We start from the raw sequence: 21,940 nt of genomic DNA, 5'->3' as shown, positions 1-21,940 counted from the left end.
TGCTAAAAAAATAGGCGATATGCTATTTTGTTGTTCTCTAAATTCAGATAGCGACTTGATTGATGACGTTAAGTTGCTATCTTTTTCTTTTTAAGAAAGAAATGAATTTTTAATATTTTTTAATTTTAGTTTTACTTGTTGAAATGTATATCATCAATTTGTTAAAATTTTTTATTTACAAAAGGTTGTGATGACTCAATTAGTTAACCCCGAGTTTGGCGCCCTTCGTTCTTTGTTTTGGCCTATTCACCGGCATGAGCTTAAAAAAATGCTGCCGATGCTTCTCATGCTGTTCTTAATATGTTTTAACTATACAATCTTGCGTAACATGAAAGATGCGGTGGTGATTACTGCCGCTGGGGCAGAGATTTTACCATTTATTAAGGTATGGGTTCTTTTACCTATGGCAGTAGTGGTTACTCTTATTTTTACTAAAATTTCCAACATTTTTAGCCAAGAACGTGTATTTTATATCATGATCTCGGCTTTCTTAATCTTTTATGCGTTATTTGCTTTTCTTCTTTATCCTTTGCGTGAAGTGGTAGAATTTAACCATAGTGCAGATTATCTTCAAAGCCTTCTTCCTGCGGGTTTTAAAGGAATGATAGCGATGTATCGTCATTGGCTTTTAACTACCTTTTATGTGGGAGCAGAACTTTGGAGCACTGCTATAATGAGTGTTTTATTTTGGGGATTTGCCAACGAGGTGACGCGTATTCATGAAGCCCGGCGCTTTTATGGAACATTCGGTATAGCTTCTAATTTTGCTGCGATAGCTGCTGGTCAGCTAGGCATCTTTTGTTCTCAGCATATGGGGTTCATAGGTAATGCTTGGGAAAAATCAGTCATGATGTTAACCACCATAGTGATCATTTCAGGCATTATCACCATGTGCACTTTTAGGTGGGTCAACCGCTATGTGTTGGTAGACCCTAGCTTCGATGATTTTCATATGAATAAACGTGAAATTAAGAAAAAAGGACGCTTAACCCTTCGCGAAAGCTTTTCTTATTTATCTAATTCCAAGTACCTTATTTGTATTGCTATTTTAGTCGTCTCTTATAATCTAGTCATCAATCTCGTGGAGGTAGTATGGAAAGACCAGCTTAGGTATCTTTATTCCAGTCCAAAAGATTACAATACTTATATAAATAATCTAACTTCTATTCAAGGCGTAGTCTCAACATTTGCCGCGTTGTTTATGGCTAAGTTTATCAGCCGCTTTGGATGGACCTGTACAGCTTTAGTGACGCCGTTAACTATGTTAGTGACCTCAGCTGGTTTTTTCTGTTTTATGTTTTTTCAAAACCATCTTTCCGATACGGTAATCATGTTAACAGGGACTACTCCTTTAGCTATTGCTGTGTTTTTTGGATCGGCCCAAAATTGTCTAAGTAAAGCTGCTAAATACTCCTTTTTTGACACAACAAAAGAAATGGCTTTTATTCCACTTAGCCATGAATGTAAGTTGAAAGGAAAAGCAGCTATTGACGGGGTGGGCTCTCGCCTCGGAAAATCAGGAGGATCCTTAATTCATCAGGGACTTTTAATGTTTTTTGGAAATTTAGTCATGAGTGCTCCATATGTAGCTTCTATTTTATTAGTGGTGATCATCTTTTGGTTTGTAGCTTGTCGATCATTAGGTCGTCAGTTTAATGATCTAGTAAGATCTCAAGAAACACAGCAAGCAGATCAAGCACCTTCTGAGCCTGCACAAACGCAGCCTGCAGTACCTAAAGCTATTGTAGTCTCAGGCTAACTTTCATAAAGGATAAACAAGGTAGAGGACCCTCTCCTTAAATCTTTTTTTAAGCTTTCTTGCTTTTATCGCATCCAGCTGGAGTAAAATTTTTTCTAAATTTTTACCTTTAGCTTAAAGATTACGCGCTTTAAAAAACTAAGCCTGCATACCCAACCCTTTGAAAACTGCCTCTTTGAGATGTGTTTATAGAGTAAGCGATTGCAAAGAGTTGATCAAAAGCATAGTAGAGGAGATCTTAAAAACTTTCTTTTACTTTATCAATCGGGCTTAACATCAGCTTACTCATTGATAAATAAATCCAATTCTCCCTTAGAGAAATTAAGCCATGGGCTTTAGAATTTCTTCAATAATGTGCACAAGAAGAAGGGTAAAACAAGGGTTTTAAGGCACCCTCTTATATAAAAGCTTAGGAAAAAATCTGGCCACCTAGAGGCCTAGAGGTCTAAGGTAATGTTTCAAGGCTAGTAATTTTGAGGAAAGCTACCCTTTTTTAAGTTAGGAAGAATTTTTCTTTAACCATCGGTAGCAAGAGAATACTAAAAATTACCTACATTTTTAGATCAAAAAATGATCCATAGGTTTTAGTTTCTGATCCTTTAACCGACGCTCTTCCATGACAGCCATAAGGCCAAATTTATCCTACTGTCTCTTTCTTTCTAGGAATGGCTAGCTCTACTAAAGATAAAAGTCCTAGTAGAATAAAAGTAATAAAGAATGGATCGGGAATTCTAGCTTGTAAAGTTAGCCCTATCAAAACAATAAACTGCAAACAAGTAGTAACTTTGCCACACCAAATAGCTCGAAATTGATAGTGACTTAAACGCTTATCAAGCAGAAGATGTACTCCAAAAATTAATACTGCGATATCGCGACAACTCAGAGCGATAGCTTGCCAAAGCATTAATCGACCTTCGCTAATAAGAACAATAGCCACAAAAATTACAAAAAATTTATCAGTGGATGGATCAAGTAAAGTGCCAAATTTAGTAGTGATTTTTTGGCGCCTTGCTAGATATCCATCCAGGCCATCACTAAGCATGGCTAGCAAGATCGCTATCACTCTCCAAAAGACATTTTCCTGTAAAAATAAAAAAGCCAAAGGTATACGGCAAAAAGAGATTAAGTTAGGTAAAGATAATAGCATGCGTTGAACAATTTAAATTTCCCATTATTTTAGCCTATCTGCTCCTTTTTGTATCAATAAAATCGCTTAAAAACTAGTTAAAATAATCACTAGGCTTTTCTTAAGATTTTTTGGTAGATAGGGAGGAGTAAACAACAACTGAACTCTAAAAATAAGTTTAGCTGATATTTTTGATAGTAAAATGCTTAAAGCTCTTCAAAGAAACTTTACTATCAATTTAAAATTAATATTTTTATAAAGATTTTTTAAGAGGTAAGGAAGGATAATCAACGTTATTTTCAGTCATGTCTGGCAGCTCCTAAAAAAATTTATGGCTTCCTATTTAAAAAAAGGCAAGTAGCGCTTCTTTAAATGCTGCAAGTTGGCTAGAAAACTATTACATGCTTTTTTTATCTTAAGGCGAGCATTTCGGAGATAGGAAAGGCTTTTTAAGGATTAATCTATTTTAACATTTTATCCGTAAGCGGTCACGGGGGGTAGAACTACTTAAGCTCCTGATAATAAAGAGATAATGTAAATCAAAAAGTGCAATAAATAGAAAAAACAGCTATTTGCAAGCATTTTTGGTTTTGCAGATGCCCTCAGACTTACCTCTAAAGCTGGGCCTACCCCGTGACCGCTTACTTTTATCCTGAAAAATATTCTAGACCGAAAATAATTAATAAATTGCTGCAAGAATAGATCACTAGGAGATATAAGCTTGCTTGGAATTATCTCCCTAAAGGCAATCTGCATTAATAGTGCAGCCTTTAACTTTTAAAAAGAGGCATTCATGAAATACTCTCCTGTAGCCGTTATCAATCTGAAACGCTATCCCGAACGATGGATAGCTTGGGTTAAAGAAGCAGAGCGAATGGGTATCACTGATTATTCTCGTTGGGAAGCAGTCGATGGTTCTACGTTAACGATTACCGCAGAAGTTCAACAGCTGTTCATAAAAAATGATTTTAATGAGCATCGGGGGACTATAGGATGTGCTCTTTCGCATATGCATCTTTGGCTCCACATTATTGAGAACAAAATACCCGAGTTGATTATTTTAGAAGATGACGCTCGCTTTAATGAATCTTTTGAAATCCCGGAGTTGCCTTTGGGATGGGATTTGTTTTATTACAGTGGCCCTGCTTTCAAAAGCATCTACCCTCCAGGTATTTCTATTAACGATAAAATTATGATTCCTCAATTTTCAAAGGATCTACACTTTACTACCCTTAGTTATAGGTTGAGTTATAGCGGTGCTTGTAAACTAATTGGAAGGTTAAAGAAGATAGGTTTTAATAGAGCTGTGGATGGATTCATAAGAGATACATTTGATCGTCTAAATGTTTTTTGTTATAAAAAATCAAGGGTCTATCCTGCCAATGATTTAGAATCAGAGGTTAATCCGACATTCAAATGTTTTTTATAAGCCAGAGAGATAAATAAAACAGGCAGCTTTTTTTCATTGGCTTACTCACAAGGCTGGATTTCTTAAGTGGAACAGTGCAAGCTTTGAAGCTAAAAACTAAGAGATAAACAGTTGAATAAATTAAAAACTTACATGAGTAAAGTGCTAATGACCTTTCGACTTAAGAAAAGGGAAGCTAAAGATAGAGTCGTTAGAGTAGCATACCAGCATAGAGTAAGAGGATCTTTATGAGAGGAAAGCTAGGAATTAATCTTCCGCGCTTTCCTCGGAGAGAAGTAAAAGAGAATTTTATTCTTTAACTTATCCTTGGATTACACCATCCCAGCAAATATAACAAAAAAGCTAGCTGAGGCCATAGCAATCAAAAACGAAGATTTGCAGGCAAAATCATTAGTTTTCTTGGCAGTATGCTTGAGCGAATTGTAACCTTGCTTGAATAAATCCGCAAAAGTTTTGAAGGGGTTTGCCCATCCCTGCTGATTTGGCAAGGTAGGTAAGGGGATTTCCTGCTCATTTTCATTAAGAACAGCTGCTGGGTTTTCAGGGCTTTCATCTTTGATGGCGGATGGATAGGCTTGTTGGCCATTTACTTGGTAAACGTTTAGCAAGTCCAATGCCTCCTTCTCTTGATATTCTTGCTCTATCTCTTCCTGCAACTTCACCATGAAATTTTGAGTAATGAGCTCTCTATTAATGGCAGCTTTTTCAGCTAGTTCTTCGTCAGTTAAATTTTCATCAGTCTGGATAGGAATAAATTTTTCTATCAGAGTATCAACTTGTGCTCTCATTTCTTTAAAGCTTCGGTTTAAATTGGCCACCTCCTTTCGAAAAAATTTTTGATCACGCCTTATTCTCTTCTGATTTTCCTCTATTCTCTCTTGCTCCTGCCCGATTTGTTGTTGCATTTGTCCTATTTCTTCTAGCTCTTGGTTTATTCGCTCTTGAACTTGGCTAATTCTTTCTCGAGCTTGCTTTATAGCCTTAAAAGCTTCTATTAAATCTGCCTGCTGTTGGCTTATTAATTCAAAATCTTTCTTAAGGTGATGCTGTTCAAGTTTAAGCTTAGATAGGGCTGCATTTACAGAGGAAAAATCTTCTAATAATCCCTTGCTTTCTGTAATAAGTTGTTGATATTCTTCGCGAAGTTGCCCAAAGTCATTTTCTAATTCATCCAATTGTAAATGAACAATGTTACTCGGCAGCAGACGTTCCGCCTCTATTTGTTTGAGTTCCATATTAAATATCTGATTTATTACATTCTGAACAAATGAATCTTGTTCACACTGGGCTAATTTTGCTGTAACCAATCTAATTTGGCTTTCAAAGGGATTAAAAGAACGCCCTTGCATATACGGATAAATTTTTTTAACTGTCATATAGGTAAACCTTACTTTTAAATTTTAAGATTTGTTCTTTTTTATAAAAAGTTAGCAAGCTTATTTCCCGAAATTTATATTCAGTTAATAAGCGTTTGTATGTAAATTTGACTTATTAAAAGGATAATAAATTAACTCATTAATATATTTATACTATGTTAGCAAACCCTAAGGATAAAAGGCAAAGTGTCGATCTACCTAATCTGCTAAAATGAGCGCTTATACCGCTCTTTTTATGGCTTACTTTTTCCTGCATTTTCTTTATAATTGTTTCCACATTAGAATCAGATTTTATTCCTAATTCCTTACAAAAGATAGGTTGATTTTTTTTGAATTCAAGGTAATCATTTAAAAGAGAGTTTAACTTTTCTAAAACTTCGTTAGGAGTATAATGAGCTTGTAAATGCTTGCTGGCAACAAGCTTGTCTCCTAATTCTTTAAGCTTATTTGATGTGAATGTAGTTGCTTTGATAGCTGTTAAAATGCCGTCACAGCCTTTGCCCTTTTCTATTCCTAACATTTTTTCAATACGGATTACTGTTGTTTGTAATTCTTTATTCTTTTCAATTAATCCTCGGTGAATGTCAAACAATTGCGCCACTGCTTCAGATAAGGAGGTATGGGCGTGCAATTTTATTCCCCGCTCTCTCATTAATTTTAGTATCTCCTCTTCCTCATTAGTTTTTTGCTGAAGCTGCAGGCTTAATAAATTTATTCTTTCCTTTAAATCCTTTTCTTGCGTGAGAAGAGAGTGAAGAGAATCATTTTCGTCTTTAAGCGCTAGCCTTTCAGCTTCACCTTTCCGATTTCGAGCTTCAAGTTCCTGATTTTTAAATAAAAGGTTGGTTCCATGATCTTTTAGCATTTGAATTATTAGTGAAGAAGCTTGCGCTGCACCTTCATGCACAGAGTTAATATCTTCTAATATTTCTTTCTCTTTGAGAAGAGCTTCATTTTTTTTGAAAAGTTCATCTTTTTGTGTTTTTAAAATATTATTTTCTTTTTCTATTTCTTTGCCTTTATCGACAGCTTGGTCTCTTTCATTCTCAGTAAGATCCAGTTGTCCTCTTAACGCATCTTTATCTTTTTGCAGAGCTCTTTTTTCGAATGTTAAATTTATAATTCTACCGGCATGCAGGCGATTTTCTTCTCTAAGTTCTTTTCGTTCTCTAACTAATTCTTCTAGCTGCTGGTTTTTAATTAAAATTTGTTGGCTAGTTGCTTGGAATTCTTGGAAAACACTGTCAATTCTTTCATTAAGCACCTTGGCTTGCTGCTCATATCTTGTATCAAAGTCTTTGGCTTGCTGCTCAATTGCTTTTTGCTGTTCATTTACTTGGTTTACTAAAGCATTGAAAGCATGTTCGGGAACTAATATATTAAAATCGTTTTCTAAACTGGCTTTTGGATCAAAAGGGATCATAAAAACTCCTAGTTTGATAATAAATATTAACCTTTACTTTATCTGCATATTAAGTACAGACAATATCTTCATCCTTATTTAAGTTTGTGATTTAAATCAATATAAATTTATGAAATCTATATAAACATATTTATTCGCCTTCTCTATCTTTAAAGCAAGCTTTAATTTTGCATGAAATTTTTCAAAGAATTTGAGAGGAGAGTTAATTTTAAAATAGCCTATTCAGCTTGACTAGTTTTTTATGAATCGCTCAATTTGCCATTTTAATATTCTCTAATGAACTCTATCCGCTGATTGGTCAGCTCGAGCTCCCTAGGATAGATGGTCTGAAAGCCTTGAAGGGTTATTGAATAGCGTCTCTTTTATCGTTATGGCAAAGACTAAATTAAAATCAATTTGTTGATGGGGATAATATATTGAGGCCTTATTAGTTAACCCGCCAGGTTTTATTCATGGAAATATTTCTTAAACGCTAACCGGGGGACTACTCTCCCCCTTTTGAAAGGCAAAGCCTCTATACTTCCTTATAAAGCTGAAGCGAAGTTGGGAGGGCAATTTCTGCACCATGCTTATTTAAAATGTTGTAGATAGAAAATAGGATTTCTTGCTTTGCTTGAATGTAGCTTCTATGATCGATATCTAATAAATAAGCGGAAATATGAATATTAACAGCGTAGCTGCCAAAGCCCTCTAAATTAACCGTCGGGCCTAACCTTCTATCGACGTGGAAATGGTCAATAAGCATTGTTGTTATATCACTGATGATATGCCGAGCAACGGGCATATCACTATAGCGAATTCCAATTATCTCATCAAATTTGCGATGGCTCATTCTAGCTGGGTTCATCACGACCACTTTGGAAAACATAGAATTTGGAATATAGATAGGGCGCTTTTCAAAGGTACGAACGCGTGTCATATACCAACCAATTTCTTCTACATTTCCTTCCATCTTGCGCTCAGGTAGGTTAATCCAGTCTCCCACCGTAAAAGGTTGGGTAACGTAAACCATTAAACCGCCAAAAAAGTTAGCGATCATTTCTTGGGAAGCAAAAGCAATTGCAAGGCCGCCGACCCCTCCAAAGGCAATTAACGTGTTAATATTCTGGCCTGTTATTTCTAATACCGATAGAGCAGCAAGAAATAAAATGATGATGGTCCACATTTTATTAATGACATCAATTTTTCCCGAATCGATAGGCTGATCATGCTTGAGGCTTTGCAAATGCATATTGAAAATAATGGCTTTTTTCCAGCGCATAAGAAACCAGGCGATGGCTGAAACAAGGCCAATAGAAAGAACTTTAGGCAGGTTGGAAAAAATAGTCCCCTCAAACACACGGTGACTGATTAAGTCAATAAGCTGAAAAAAGGCATAAAACCATATATAAGCACTTAAGGGGCGATAAAAAGATTGAACAAAGCTATCTTTCCAAATTTGATTAGTTCTTTCAAAATAGAGGTGTAGCTTCTCTAAGCCGCGTTTGGCAAAGAAATTAATAATTAAAACAAGCAATACAATTCCTATTGCTTCCAGGATCCATTTATAAGTCCCATCCATGGTAAAGGATAAAATAGAATGAAACATGTTCACAAATTTTAATAGCATAGTTTCCCTCATTGGCTAATAGCTGGTCGAGTTCTCTTTAACTACTCTCAGGCAATTCAATAAGATGTCTAGCATCTTTTTGCTGCCAAGCTTTTTTTAATGCATCCATTTTCTTATTAGAAATACCACCTAAAAATTCAATGGATTCTAAAAATCTAGCACGTGTGCGATCTTTTCCCAATATAGCGGCAGAATCAAATAAAGGAGGACCTTGTAATTTTCCCATTAAGCTAGCAAATAAAAGAGGCATAATGGTTTTCTTATGGTTTACACCAAATAGTTCTGCCATACTCCTTGAAGCCTGGTTTATTCCTGTACTTCCCCAATTTTCATTTTCGTCCATATGCCATATCATCCCCTGTAAAATCAGAGGAGTTTGATGATAGGCGATTCCTTTAACAGTAAAAATCTCTGGTGTGTACTTGAGATGATTAATAAAGAAAAAATCACATAATTCCATAAATTCGCCGAAAGTCTTAATACGTGAATGACATAAGGGCATTAATTTTTGCATATATTCATCACTAAAATTCCATTGACGTAATCTTTCCCATAGCTTGTTCTCGGGGATATTCTTTATAAGATACTGTTGGTTGATCCAGGCCAGCTTTTGCACGTCGAATATGGCTCCAGAAACACCGATGCGTTTATAATCAAATTCTTGAATAATTTCGTCTAGAGCATAGATTTCTTTATCACCAGGCATGCTATAGCCCATCAATGTCATGAAGTTAACAAAGGCTTCTGCTAGGTAACCAGAATCCCGGTAATAAAAGATAGAGGTAGGATTCCTACGCTTAGATAACTTTTTTCCATCTCTTCCTAACAATAAGGGCATATGCATAAAAGTAGGCGATGCCCAGCCAAAAGCTTCATATAGATAAATATGTTTAGGAGTGGAGCTCATCCATTCATCACCCCGGATTACATGTGTAATTTTCATAAGATAATCATCTACCACGTTTGCTAAGTGATAAGTAGGAAATCCATCAGATTTAAGAAGAACTTGATCATCAATATCGGCCCACGGACAAGTGATACGGCCTTTGATATGATCTTCATACACACATTCTCCCTTTAAAGGCATTTTGAGACGGATAACATAGGGAAGGTTTTGTGTTTCACGCTGATGGATTTCTTCCGCGCTTAAATTTCGGCACCGGCGATCGTAACCTTGCCGGCCGCCTAACTTAGTTGCTAATTCACGCATTTCTTCTAAGTCTGCTGGCGTGCAAAAGCATTTATAAGCTCGACCCTTGTCGACAAGCTCATAGGCATATTTTTTATAAATTTCAAAACGCTCGGATTGGCGGTAAGGACCATAAGGACCTCCTACATCAGGACCTTCATCCCATTGAATATTGCACCATTGTAGGGCTGTATAAATGTTTTGCTCATATTCAGGACGACTACGTGAACGATCAGTATCTTCAATACGTAAAATAAATTTTCCTTGATGATGGCGGGCATAGATGAGGTTAAAAAGTGCCATGTAGGCGGTTCCAACGTGGGGATCGCCTGTAGGGGAGGGAGCTATACGTACACGAACAGTCATTTCTAAAATCCTTATAAGTTAATCTACGATCGAAAGGTTATTTTCCTTGATTGGCCCATAGAATTCAAGGGAAACTAGATGAACGAAATAGAGGAAGATGAAGGATACACCTTCTAGATGCCCATTAAGTAAAAATTGTTAAACTTAATATAAACTGCACACTTTAAGCTGGAGCTCTAGCAAATCTTTAATTATTTTAAATTGTTTAAAGGGTTATTGCATGAGAAGTATTACATCTTTCATCACATTATAAGCCTCTGTCAATTGTAAGTCATTTTGGCCAAATTCTGCAGGCTCTTCCTCATCTGCAATTTCTTTCTTTTTTAATTCTTTCAAAAAATTTTGATAATTAGGATTTTTTTCGATGCGATAAGTAGCATTTTTTCGGAGTTGTTCCACATAAGGTTGATAGGTGTTTAGGCGAGGTTGTAGGTCATAACTATAAAACATACGCAGCTGTTCTCTTTGAAAAAAAGGGATATCAGCAAGATCATCATGAAAGTTAGATTTTATTTGATCGTTTTCTAAAGGGTATTTCGCATACTGTTCTCCTAATTCCATTTCCGCTAAAGGCCCAGGGATTACAATATCTGAGGTGACTCCGGTCAATTGAGGGGTGCGCCCCGATACTGTGTAGTAGCGGCCTCGTGTAACTTTGTACTCACCCTGAGGATTGACTGCATGGTTTTGAATGGTAGTGTTAAGAGTAAAGGTTTGAAAAGAACCTTTTCCGAAAGTATGATCATCTCCTACGATCATAGCGCGTCCATAATCTTGCAAAGTGCCGGCTACAATTTCAGAGGCAGAAGCACTTGCTCGATTGGTTAGAACCACTAAAGGACCTTCCCAAACGCTACGTCCTTCTAATGCTCGTAAATGCTGGATTTTACCTGTATCGTCTTTGATAGAAACCACAATTCCTTTGGTAATAAAAAGGCCAGTAACCTCAACTGCTTGGGAAAGCAGCCCACCTGAATTAAAGCGCAAATCAAGAATCACCCCTTTGACATGCTGCTCTCTTCTAATTTTTTTAAGTGCCTCAGCTAAATCACTTGCCGATGAGCTTTCCGGATCTTGATAAAATGAGTAGAGCTTTAGATAGGCGATGGCTCCATCCCCAAATGGCTCGTAAGAAGATTCATAACGCGTGTCTTTAAGAACCACTTCGCCGCGATTAAGCGTTACATCCAATTTTTCTTCATTTATCTTATTCTCATTTTCAGGTACTTCTCGGATTACTGTTAAAGTTACAGGGCTGTTTTCTTCTCCTCGAATGAGCTCTACAGCATCCGTAATGTCTAGGCCCACCACAGATTCACCATTTACAGCGATAATGCGATCTTTAATTTTAAGCATTTTGTTTTCTGCCGCGGGACCTCCTTCGATAATCTTAATAATACTAAAACCATTCAGATCATCTCTTAGCTGGGCTCCAATCCCAAAAAGACGTTGTTGCACATGAATCATGAACTGGGCTGCCTCATCAGGTGTAAAATAGGCAGTATGGCTATCTAAGGCAGAAGCGGTCGCTTTAAGAATATTAGCGAGTAAGAATTGCTCGTGTTTTAAAGAGTTTGTAACTAGAATATCCTCTTCATATTTTGCTTGGCGTTTCTGGATGCGTTTAAGGGTTTTACCTTTTTGATCGGGGGTTAGTTTTTCCGAAGCCTCTATTTGCAAAGCTTTTATTCTTTCTAACCTAGCTAAAAGCTCTTTTTCAGTAAGAGTCCATTTCATCTCTTTAAATTCATCTGTTCGCACCTGCTTAGGAAGGTTGCTTATATCAATTTTTTCTTCCAATGTCTGACGACGTTTAATGGCTTGAATCATGATCTGGTGAATTTGCTCAAATTGGCTAAAATTATTTCGATGATAATCCTGCAGAATCTGATCGAGTAAATGGCTAGAAGGGTGCAGCCATTGAGCGATATCAGGTTCAATGAAATAACTTTTATTAGGATCGAGTATTTCGAGGTAATTATTTAAAGTTCTTTCAATGAGGACAGGTGTAAGCTCTTTATGAGAAGCATGTGTTTTCATAATTTCATTCAGCTTGGTAGATAGTATAGCAGGAGTTAAATCGGGCAGCTTGCCTTCTGCTACAGAGAGGAAAGAGGTCAGCAAATATAATAACAAAAATATGGTCTTTTTAACCCCAGACATCCTTTTCTCCTGATAAAAATCTAAAAACTCATTATAGAGGCTTGTCTTCTTTATTTCTATTGGTTTTTAACGCCTTGAACATCAATTGACAGGAGGTAAATAGCTAATAAAAAAAATTTAAATTTCATATAAAGAAAAGCTTGATTTCAATTCTTTTTTATGCAATACTATTACCTTAAGTTAAAGAATTTTAAGGCCTTTTTAGAAAACAATAAAATATAAGTCTCTGAAAATGTGAGCCAAGCATCTTAAATTGCTTAAGATGTAGGCACAGATGTTCGCAAGACTGAAAAAAAATATCATAAATATATTTACCACAAATTATTAAACAGAAAATTTTGGAGATTAAAACCATGACCAAACCTAAGGATAATCAGAAGTTTGAAAATAAGTTGGTTTCAATTACCGAAGCCGCCAAACTTAACAAAGTAACACGCCAAGCTATCTATGTGGCCATTAAATTAAATAAATTGAAGGCTAGTAAAGAGACTACCCGTTGGACGATCCATTTAGATGATCTGGAAGCTTATCGCAAGCAAAAGTATTCGCGCTCTAAATCTACCTTTAATGGTGAGTTGTTGTTTGATAATAATAAAGGATACTATTCGGTTAATCAGGTAGCTAAGATGCTGAGCGTCCCAGCGCAAAAAATCTATTATGCCACCCGTGTAGGTATGTTAAAAGCTCAGCGTAAAGGTGCGGCATGGGTTATTCATGCACAAGACATGAAACAGTATGCCGAATCAGCTCTTAAGAAGAAAAATATCCGAAAAGCTGTTTAATTTTGCATCTTTTCAAATTTATGCTCTAAAAAGTCTAGGTTATTCTCTACCTAGGCTTTTTATTATATGCTTTAAAAAAAACTTAGTCTACATATCCAGCCCTCTGAAAGGTGTCTTTCTACTTAACAGTAGGGGTTTTTATAAATTACCAGGCCGCATAAGAAGTAGCTTAAAAAGCCTATTATCTTTGAACGAAAAAATCTTAAATTTTATGCATGCTTTATACATCCTACTCTTTCGACTAGATTATTCTATGCTTGGGGAAAGCTGCTTTTTGTGTGATAAAAAGGAAGTTTATAGTTATCATACGGGCGCACCTCTTGAATTGAAGCCATAATTTTTTTCAAAGCCTAATGACTTAAACAGCTGCTCTAAGACCTCTCACCTATCTAATAGAGTTAAAAAGAAATAAAGTTAAAAATTTAAGCGATCAGATTAAAGCTTAGAAAGCTGATTCTTTTTTTTCTTCAGTTTTCATCTTTTTCCCCAGATAAAATTACTAAGAGTTTAACGTAAGCTTATTATAAGCGAGCGAGGAGCCTTCCTTACTTACTAGCTAGAGCTCATCTTATATTAATAGGTATGTTATCCTCGATCCATTAATGCTCGATGTTGCATAGAAAATGCTAGAAAGAGAAAACCTTAAATCGTCTCAATTTGCAAGAGAGAGCGATGATGTTCAGCTAATAAAGCATTTTCTTTTTCCAGAAGCTCTTTTCCTGCAAAAGCAATCGTTGCTCCCTTTTGCCAGTTAGGGGCAATAAAAGTTTGTACCGTCTCTATGATCTCTTGTTTTGTTAATGCTAAAAGTTTGGTGCGGAAGGTTTGCCGCACAGCGGCAGTTTTTCCTTCTCTTAGCCAGCTATATGCCAAATCGGCACGGCTCCCTGGAGAAACAGGAGCGTCCATTGCTTGAATCATTTCTAATTTAGCTTCGACTACATCCTCATCATCAAATTCGCCCAGAAGAATATGATTGATCGAGGCTTCAAATGCATTTAATGTACTAAAAATATGGGGATCACGATATGAATAAAAATAGAAATTACCAGACATTGCATTGCTGACAGCCCCTCCCCCATAGGCTCCTCCTTGTTCACGAATGCTTGGATGTAAAGTTAAATTATCAAATAAAAAGGCAGCAATGCTTAGAGCAGGCGCATACTCATGAATATAAGGAACTGTGTTGAAAACTTTGCTAATAAAAGCCACAGGCGCCGAAATCGTGCGTCCCTGAGAAGCGACGGGAGAGAGGATGAAGTCTCCTTTCCAAGGTTCATAAGAATGAAGTGGCATCTCTAGAAGACCATAAAAATTTTGGGCTTTAATCTCCTCATAAATTTTAGCATCGCAAGAAAGTACTAAGTGGGGGTTGTCAGTGGCTAAAAGCTTGTCTTTCATTTCTATAAGCTTTGCGATTAAAATTTCTTTATGAAGTTCAAAATTCAAGGCTAGCTCTTTGATTTTCCAAAAGTATTCTAGTCCATACCAGTGATTAGAAATATGAGAGGGTATACTAAGTCCTGCCGCAGAAAGATTAGTAGCATAGCGAAGAGAATTTTGGTTGATAGAGCTTTCTAAGGTCGTATAATGTTTTTGCAGAATTTCTTTCACGCGTGGGAGATCTTTAAAATCTGTAGAGGTAGCCATTTCATGAAGAAGTTGAAAAAGCTGGGGTGCTTTACGATAAAGAGCTTTCCCTTTTAGCGATAAGGTAGGTGAGATTTTATTAAAGTCGTGGGCTTGAATGTTAAGAGATAGAAAGCCATTTATTCCTCCTAGGTGAGCTTGAATGAATTCAAGATTTTCCATGTAATTTCTTCCACCGCATCCCATTTGAGGCAGTAAAAGGGTAAAGAGGCGTGCGTAAAATAAATCCGTCTCTTCCATATTGGGTAAATTAAAAATTAGATCTGCATAGATGATTCGGTTTGTAAAGCAAGAATGAGTGAATACTTGGAAATTGCCTATCCTTTCTTGGTTTAATAAGTAGTCTTTACCATGTACAGGAATATCTTCTAAAGAAAGCTTAGGCAAAATATCTAAACACGCTTCCTCTTGAGCTTTTTGGAAAGCGGTAAGTTCTTTTGCTTGTTGTAATAGATGTTCTATCTCTTTAACTGATAAAGATTGATGAATTTTATTTAGAGCAGCTCTTTCGTGCTCCAGCTCTTGAGATTCAAGCTCTTTGCTAGGCTCTAAAATAAGGCGTACATAATGAGGGTTATCAATAAAATATTTGTGAATTAAGTTAGTTAAATAGTGAGGGTTATCTGTAAGATGCTGCCTCAGCCTGTCGAAAAGGGTATGGATCATGAGCCCTTCTTCTGGCTTAGCGCCGTGCTGCTTTAAAAGGGCTGCACGCATAAACAAGGAAAGCCCAAAAGGGGATTGATCGCCTGTGATTTCACTGCGGAAAAATTCTAATTGATGCATAGCATTTTCTATCAAATTTAAAGAAATTCCCTCCTTAGTAATTTTTATTAAAGTGCTTTTGATAAGGTTCTCTATTGGGCCTGCGCTTTCAGGTTTGCAGCCTTTAAGAATGATTATAAAGGGTGCTTCATGAATGTCTGTGTCCATGTAAGCACTCGCCGTTTTGCATAAACCCGACTTTAGTAGAGCCATTTTTAAAGGAGATGCATCCGTATCCATCAAAATAATCTCTATAATACTAAGCGCTAGCAGTTCATGCTGTTCTAGAATGTGGCAAGTCAGCCATCCTAGCGCAAGCATTGTTTTATTTTCGGTGGGCTCATGAGAAGCGATGGGGTAAAATTCATGTACATAGTGGGGAATAGAAAACCGAGGTTGGAAAGGAATGGGAGGTAAGGGAGAAGCTTTATTAGCCCACCTCAAAGTATGCTGAGTAATAAAGTCTAAATGTTCCACAAGCGGTAAATTGCCGTAGAAGAAGAATAGGCAGCGACTGGGGTGATAATATTTTTGATGAAACTCTACAAGTTCATTATAACTTAAGGAAGGAATAATTTTTGGATCGCCGCCTGAATTATATCCATAAATGGTATTAGGATACATGGCTTGATTTAAAGCTTCGCCTAGGCGAGACATCGGTGAGGCCATTGCTCCTTTCATTTCATTAAACACTATTCCTTTATACTCTAAAGGAGAGTGGGGATCTGTAGGATTACTAAATTCAAGGCGGTGCCCTTCTTGTAAGAAGCTAAAGTATTTAAGGTTAGGTTTAAATACCGCATCGAGGTAGACTTCTAAAAGATTATAAAAATCTTTTGGAACTTGAGAAGCAGCAGGGTAACATGTAAAGTCCTGACCTGTAAGGGCATTCATATAGGTGTTGAGGCTTCTACGAGTCATCGCAAAAAAGGGGTCTTTGACCGGAAACTTTTCTGAGCCACATAAAACTGTATGTTCTAAAATATGAGCCACCCCATTGGAAGAATTGGGAAGCGTTTGAAAAGATAGACAGAAAAGGTTTTCAGGGTCTTCGTTTCCCAAATGCATGATTTGGGCTCCGGTAGGTGTGTGTACTAGCTCAGTTAAAAAACATTGGAGCTCTGGAATTTCTAGGGCTTTTGTAACTGTAAAATCAAGATATTTGTCCGCGACACGTTGAAGAGAAGGAGGTTTTTTTGCCATAGGGGCCTATAAATTTAAAGGTTAATAACCTTCTTGAGAGCCTATTTTATTTAAATAGATGTTAAAAATGATCTAGGTATACCAGATTCACACTTATAGCGCAAAGAGGCAAATTGCTTAGTAAAGTGTAATAGGTAAAAATTTGTTTTTATATAAATGAAAGGGAAAGAAGGATGAACAGGTAGACCTTTGCATGTTTAGGGCGGATAATCTTTTCGTTCTGTACTTGTAGTCTTTTTTTTTGTACTATAACTTTCCTATTATTTGGTTCATCTATGAAAAAAGTTTATCTGCTGCCTAATGTAATTACAGCCTTTGGCTTAACATGCGGTCTTTTTGTAATATTTAAGATTAGCATGATAACTCGTGGGGAAGTCTCTGCGCAAGCCTTGACGGAAGCGGCGGCTATCCTTCTCTTAGCAGCTTTTGCTGACTTATTAGATGGAGCTGTTGCTCGCGCAATGAAAGCGCAAAGCGAATTTGGAGGGTTGTTTGATTCGTTGGCTGATGCCATTACTTTCGGCGTCTGCCCTTCGGTTATTATTCTTAAAAGCCTAGCGTTATCTCCTGGCACCGAGCTTTCATTTTTCCTTACCACCGGAGCCATGATTTATACTGTATGTGGAGTTTTACGTCTCGTTCGCTTCAGCGTGCACAACCGCCCAAGCCCTATTCTCAACATTGATTTCCCTTTAGAAGAGAAACCAAAAAACTTTACAGGCCTGCCTATTCCCGCAGCGGCCGCAGCGGCAGTCTCAGGAAACCTCTTTTTAATATCCGAGGAATTCCATCATTTCATTTCCATACAGGAAATAACCCGGGCATGGATTCTATTTTTTATGATGATTACTATCGGCTACTTTATGGTTAGCCGATGGAAATTTCCAAGCTTAAAGAATTTGCATATGCGCGTAGCTACTTTCCAAGTGGTGTTTTTTACCGTGGTGGCAGCTGTTTTCATTATTTATGGACTTTTGACCCATTTTGCGTTAGTTTTCTTTGCTTTATCTTGGATTTACTTGATCGTAGCCTGGGTATTATCGCTAGCAAGAATCATTGCAGGCAAAAAAGCTAAAGCTCTGGAGGATTACGAGCCGGAGCCCGAAGAAGATGAAGATGAAATCTAGTCTAACAAATTGTTGATAAATTTTAGCTATAAGCCGCTTAATTTATACTCCTTTTAAGGAGAGGTAAAGCTTATTTATTGGATTGGCAAAGATCTTTTCACTCACGAGCCTTAGTTGTATGATGATGTTTAGGCTGTCAAGAAGCTTAATAGATTCTTTAATTGCGGTTTGTGCTCCTATCTATTCATCCATTAGCTTGTTTTTCATTTTAGAGGTGAGGCTGAGAAAGGCTTTTAAAAATTTTTTCTAATAACCGCTACTACCACGCCTTGAACCATGATATCTTCTTCTCTTAGGATGACAGGGTGGTTGTGAAGACTACGACTGACTAAGCGGACATAAACATCTTCTAGAAAATATTTTTTTATAATGACATCATTTTGGTTTAAAAGAGCCAATACTGTTTCTCCTGCCTGGACTTCTTGGCGTGCTTCTACCACTAAATAATCTCCATCAGCCAAAAGTTCTTCCACTAAGCTATCTCCTCTCACTTTAAGAATGTAGGTGGCTTCAGGCATGGTAACCAAAGAGCTAGGCACTTCAAAAGAAAGACTTTTAGGAAAAGTCTCAATAGGTTCTCCTGCAGAAATGTAACCAATGAAAGGTAAAGATAAGCTAGAGAAGTTCTTTTTTGTGGGATAGTCATGAAGTAAAGAAAGTGAGCGACTGCTCTTTTTTTTTGACTCCAGCAGGCCTTTGCTTTTTAAAATAGTAATATATTTATACACTGTGCCTAGAGAAGAAAAAGAGAAATGCTGCATGATTTCTCGATAGCTGGGGGCATAATGGTGCGTTTGAAGATAGGTTTTTATGTAACTCAATAATTCATACTGTTTCTTTGTCAAACTTTTCATCTGCTATCCGTTGCTCAAATATCAACCAATCAAAAAAGAGAGCTGTCCACCACATAAAAGCCGCTGCAAAAATAACATCAGTAAAAAAATGTCCTCCTTGGGCCATACGGGTATAGCCTAGTAGAGCTCCTAAAATCGCCGAAGTAAAAGTGCCACACCAATAAAGCCAACGCTGTCTTAACCGCCGTCCTATCAGGGTAAGCGATAAGAAAACAAAGCCCATCGAACAATGGCCACTGGGAAAAGATTTAGAAGGTTCGGGTTGATGGAAGAAATTAGGTTGGTAAAAAGGCCTAAAATGTTGGATGCCACCAAATTCTTCAAGCTGCTTAGGACGCGGGCGTCCCCAATGACCCTTTAGCGATAAGTCTACAATGATGCCAGCTCCTACAATCATCGTTAAAAGAGGAATAAGGGCATAAGGTCGCCAACATTTCCAGAAAGGATGAAGGTAAGATAAAACCAAAAATAATAAAGCAAATAAAGTTAAGATCCAGCCTGGAACCATTCCATAAGAATAAAGAAAATTTAAAAAGCTATTGGATTGAAAATGGCCGTTATCAAAAAAATAGCGTGCTATTGCCAGATCAAGGGTAGAACTAAAGGGGGTTAGCAAGAAAATAGAAATTAAGGGAATAAGCCATAAAGAGCGGTTGGAAGAATGTAGCATAAAATAATTTTTTTTTGCTATTCTACCTAATTTTCTTACAATACATCAATCTCTTTTTATCTAAATAAAAATTTACCGGATATTTATTATTTCTTTTTTATCTGTTTGCACAATTTTTATAGGTTAGAAAAGATTTAAAAAATTGAAATATTTAAGCCACATAGAATTCATTGAGTTTTAGCAAAGATCATAGCATATAAGAGTCTATTTTTGACTAGTTATCAAAAGAGCTAGTCTTAGTTAACCCCCCTCCAAGAGATCAGCCTCTTTGACGCAAAACTTTTCTATCTACTCCCTCATAAGCTTTGTATAAGCCCTCTTTAGATATTAAAGTAAAATTATGACGTTAATCTTATGATAAATGTCATAATCAACGAAGCGCTGAATTTTTTTATCGACAAAAGCTTGCTTTCTTGGCGAGCGTTTAAAAACTCCTATGTCATCATCAGATAGGTAAAATCTCTTAACCTACTCTATTCGATTGCTAAAAAATAGCCACAATGATCGAGCATAAAAGGGAATTTTGGCGAGAAATTTATAGTAGCGGTAGAGGATCCATAATCTAAACTGCTTTGCCTTCTAAATAGTTTGTAGGCTATTTTTTTGCTCTAACAATTACATGATGAGGTAAGGTTTTTATAAATCCTTAGAAAAATGTAGGTTTTTATTTAAGTAACAATAATGTTAACTGTTTTGTATAAAATCCCTCCTTAAAAGCTGGTCAGGCGTGATGGCCGCTTACCTGGTATTAAAGGCTAGGAGGCGAAGATAGAGTGAATGTAGGCCTTTACGTGTGTGTGATTGCCTCTTTGCTCGATCGAATTTTATTTGCCCATTTAGATTCGGGCAGGGGAACAGTTTTATCGCAATTTTTTCTTGTGAAGTGCTAGGATAAGGGCATTTCATTTAGTTTGAGGGGAGGTTAAGCAGATGGATTATCTGGTAGATGGGGTATTAGCGCTGGTAATAGTCGCCTTAGGAGTGAGTTTTATTTGGACACTTTTAAAGTGTAAAGATAAACAGAGCGAAAAAGCTTTATGGATGGAAAAATGTCGAGTGCTAGAACAACAGGGACGAGAATGGCGAGAGAGCTTAGAAAGTAAAGAAATACAGCTTCAAAATTTTCGCGAAGAAAATAGCTTTCAAAGAAGTAAAATTGTGGAATTAGAAACGCAATTAACTCATCAAGCTCAGCAAATGCAAGAAAAGCTTGAGCTTTTGGATCAAGCTCAGCAAAAATTTACTGATACCTTTAATGCTCTTTCAGCAGAGGCTCTAAAATCAAGTTCGCAGATGTTTTTGGAGTTAGCTGCTGCTCGTTTTGAAAAATTGCAAGAGGGGGCTAAAGGGGATTTAAAAATGCGTGAGGCAGCCATTGACGAGCTTGTTAAACCCATCAAAGAGAAACTAGAAAAATTTGATAGCAAGATTGAAGATTTAGAGAAATCTCGTGTTTCAGCTTACGCTACTCTCACTGAGCAAGTAAAAAGCTTATATACTGCTAATGCGCAGCTACAGCAAGAAACGGCAAATTTAGTAAAAGCATTGCGTATGCCTCATGTGCGGGGGCGCTGGGGGGAAATTCAATTACGACGGGTCGTAGAAATGGCCGGGATGGTTGAAAAGTGCGACTTTTTGCAGCAAGAAAGTTCTACCCAGGATGAGCGACGTCTAAGACCTGATCTTATTATTAATCTACCTAATAACAAACAGATCGTAGTGGATGCAAAATCGCCTTTGCAAGCTTATTTAGAGGCTTTAGAGATGCCTAACGAAACGGATAAAATTATGAAGTTAAAAGAGCATGCTAAACAGGTCCGTACTCATATCAATCAGCTTTCTGCAAAAGCTTATTGGGATCAGTTTCAGCCAGCACCTGAATTTGTCGTCCTTTTTCTTCCAGGAGAAACATTTTTTAGTGCAGCACTAGAACATGATCCTTCTTTAATCGAACATGGAGTAGATCAACAGGTTATTTTAGCTACCCCTACTACTTTGATAGCTTTGCTGCGGGCCGTGGCTTATGGGTGGCGGCAAGAGCTGATTGCCGAAAATGCTCAGGCGATTAGCCAATTAGGCCGCCAATTATATGATCGCTTGCAAGTTATGAGTGAACATTTTGAAGATGTAAGAAAAGGCTTAACTAGAGCTGTAGAAGCTTATAACAAGACCGTAGGCTCTTTTGAAGGCCGAGTGTTAGTGACGGCTAGGAAGTTTAAAGATCTTGGAGTGGGTGGGCAAAATGAAATTGAGCTACTTGAAACTGTAGATATAAAGACACGGAGGTCGACAAATATGCCTACAAATATTTCAGAGCTGGAAGAGACTCCATTACAAACGCGGTTATCTGTCAATGAATAAAAAATGATAAGCACTTGGCTGTTTTTTCAATAGCTTTGAAGTTTTGTAGAAAAGATAATTTGCCTAAAGTAATGAGGCGCCTTTCAGC

9 protein-coding genes are annotated in these 21,940 nt (G+C 37.0%); 3 read left to right on the top strand and 6 right to left on the bottom strand.

Features of this window, described 5'->3' with window-relative positions; translation table 11 throughout:
* Positions 1–7,627 precede the first annotated feature (7,627 nt).
* The 3 genes from TY21_RS06735 to TY21_RS06725 all read right to left on the bottom strand — a co-directional run bounded on the left by TY21_RS06735 (position 7,628) and on the right by TY21_RS06725 (position 12,440).
* On the bottom strand, positions 7,628–8,722 hold the full coding sequence (locus tag TY21_RS06735; protein ID WP_158623038.1) for a mechanosensitive ion channel family protein: 1,095 nt from the start codon (positions 8,720–8,722) through the stop codon (positions 7,628–7,630).
* A gap of 37 nt (positions 8,723–8,759) precedes the next feature.
* A complete protein-coding gene (gltX, locus tag TY21_RS06730; protein ID WP_042242015.1) occupies positions 8,760–10,277 on the bottom strand; it encodes a glutamate--tRNA ligase in 1,518 nt (505 codons plus the stop codon).
* A gap of 213 nt (positions 10,278–10,490) precedes the next feature.
* Positions 10,491–12,440, bottom strand: coding sequence for a S41 family peptidase (locus TY21_RS06725; protein WP_042242018.1), 1,950 nt, complete (start codon positions 12,438–12,440; stop codon positions 10,491–10,493).
* A 353-nt stretch (positions 12,441–12,793) separates the two neighbouring features.
* Here TY21_RS06725 and TY21_RS06720 point away from each other — a divergent pair, with 353 nt between their 5' ends.
* On the top strand, positions 12,794–13,222 hold the full coding sequence (locus tag TY21_RS06720) for a helix-turn-helix domain-containing protein (RefSeq protein ID WP_042242021.1): 429 nt from the start codon (positions 12,794–12,796) through the stop codon (positions 13,220–13,222).
* A gap of 642 nt (positions 13,223–13,864) precedes the next feature.
* Here TY21_RS06720 and TY21_RS06715 read toward each other — a convergent pair.
* The gene (locus TY21_RS06715; RefSeq protein WP_042242028.1) at positions 13,865–16,840 is read right to left on the bottom strand and encodes an insulinase family protein; all 2,976 of its coding nucleotides are present in this window, start codon (positions 16,838–16,840) and stop codon (positions 13,865–13,867) included.
* A 275-nt stretch (positions 16,841–17,115) separates the two neighbouring features.
* On the opposite strand from TY21_RS06715, the gene TY21_RS06710 reads away from it, so the two are divergent.
* Positions 17,116–17,967, top strand: coding sequence for a phosphatidylcholine/phosphatidylserine synthase (locus TY21_RS06710; RefSeq protein WP_042242030.1), 852 nt, complete (start codon positions 17,116–17,118; stop codon positions 17,965–17,967).
* Between the two features lie 233 nt (positions 17,968–18,200).
* Here TY21_RS06710 and lexA read toward each other — a convergent pair whose 3' ends face one another.
* On the bottom strand, positions 18,201–18,812 hold the full coding sequence (gene lexA, locus TY21_RS06705) for a transcriptional repressor LexA (RefSeq protein ID WP_232044345.1): 612 nt from the start codon (positions 18,810–18,812) through the stop codon (positions 18,201–18,203).
* A complete protein-coding gene (locus TY21_RS06700; RefSeq protein WP_039383366.1) occupies positions 18,793–19,491 on the bottom strand; it encodes a phosphatase PAP2 family protein in 699 nt (232 codons plus the stop codon). The genes lexA and TY21_RS06700 overlap by 20 nt, the downstream gene beginning before the upstream one ends.
* A 930-nt stretch (positions 19,492–20,421) precedes the next feature.
* On the opposite strand from TY21_RS06700, the gene rmuC reads away from it, so the two are divergent.
* Complete coding sequence (rmuC, locus tag TY21_RS06695; protein ID WP_052354570.1) at positions 20,422–21,852, top strand: DNA recombination protein RmuC; 1,431 nt, start codon at positions 20,422–20,424, stop codon at positions 21,850–21,852.
* The last annotated feature ends 88 nt before the right edge of the window (positions 21,853–21,940 follow it).

The sequence above is a fragment of the Neochlamydia sp. S13 genome (assembly GCF_000648235.2).
Classification (GTDB): Bacteria; Chlamydiota; Chlamydiia; order Chlamydiales; family Parachlamydiaceae; genus Neochlamydia.
The sequence above is the reverse complement of the archived record's forward strand: the minus strand, read 5'-3'. Positions and strand labels throughout refer to the sequence as shown.

Coding starts and splice junctions, on each gene's coding strand:
- TY21_RS06735 (WP_158623038.1), bottom strand. CDS start 8,722: ATGCTATTAAAATTTGTGAACATGTTTCATTCTATTTTATCCTTTACC.
- gltX (WP_042242015.1), bottom strand. CDS start 10,277: ATGACTGTTCGTGTACGTATAGCTCCCTCCCCTACAGGCGATCCCCAC.
- TY21_RS06725 (WP_042242018.1), bottom strand. CDS start 12,440: ATGTCTGGGGTTAAAAAGACCATATTTTTGTTATTATATTTGCTGACC.
- TY21_RS06720 (WP_042242021.1), top strand. CDS start 12,794: ATGACCAAACCTAAGGATAATCAGAAGTTTGAAAATAAGTTGGTTTCA.
- TY21_RS06715 (WP_042242028.1), bottom strand. CDS start 16,840: ATGGCAAAAAAACCTCCTTCTCTTCAACGTGTCGCGGACAAATATCTT.
- TY21_RS06710 (WP_042242030.1), top strand. CDS start 17,116: ATGAAAAAAGTTTATCTGCTGCCTAATGTAATTACAGCCTTTGGCTTA.
- TY21_RS06700 (WP_039383366.1), bottom strand. CDS start 19,491: ATGCTACATTCTTCCAACCGCTCTTTATGGCTTATTCCCTTAATTTCT.
- rmuC (WP_052354570.1), top strand. CDS start 20,422: ATGGATTATCTGGTAGATGGGGTATTAGCGCTGGTAATAGTCGCCTTA.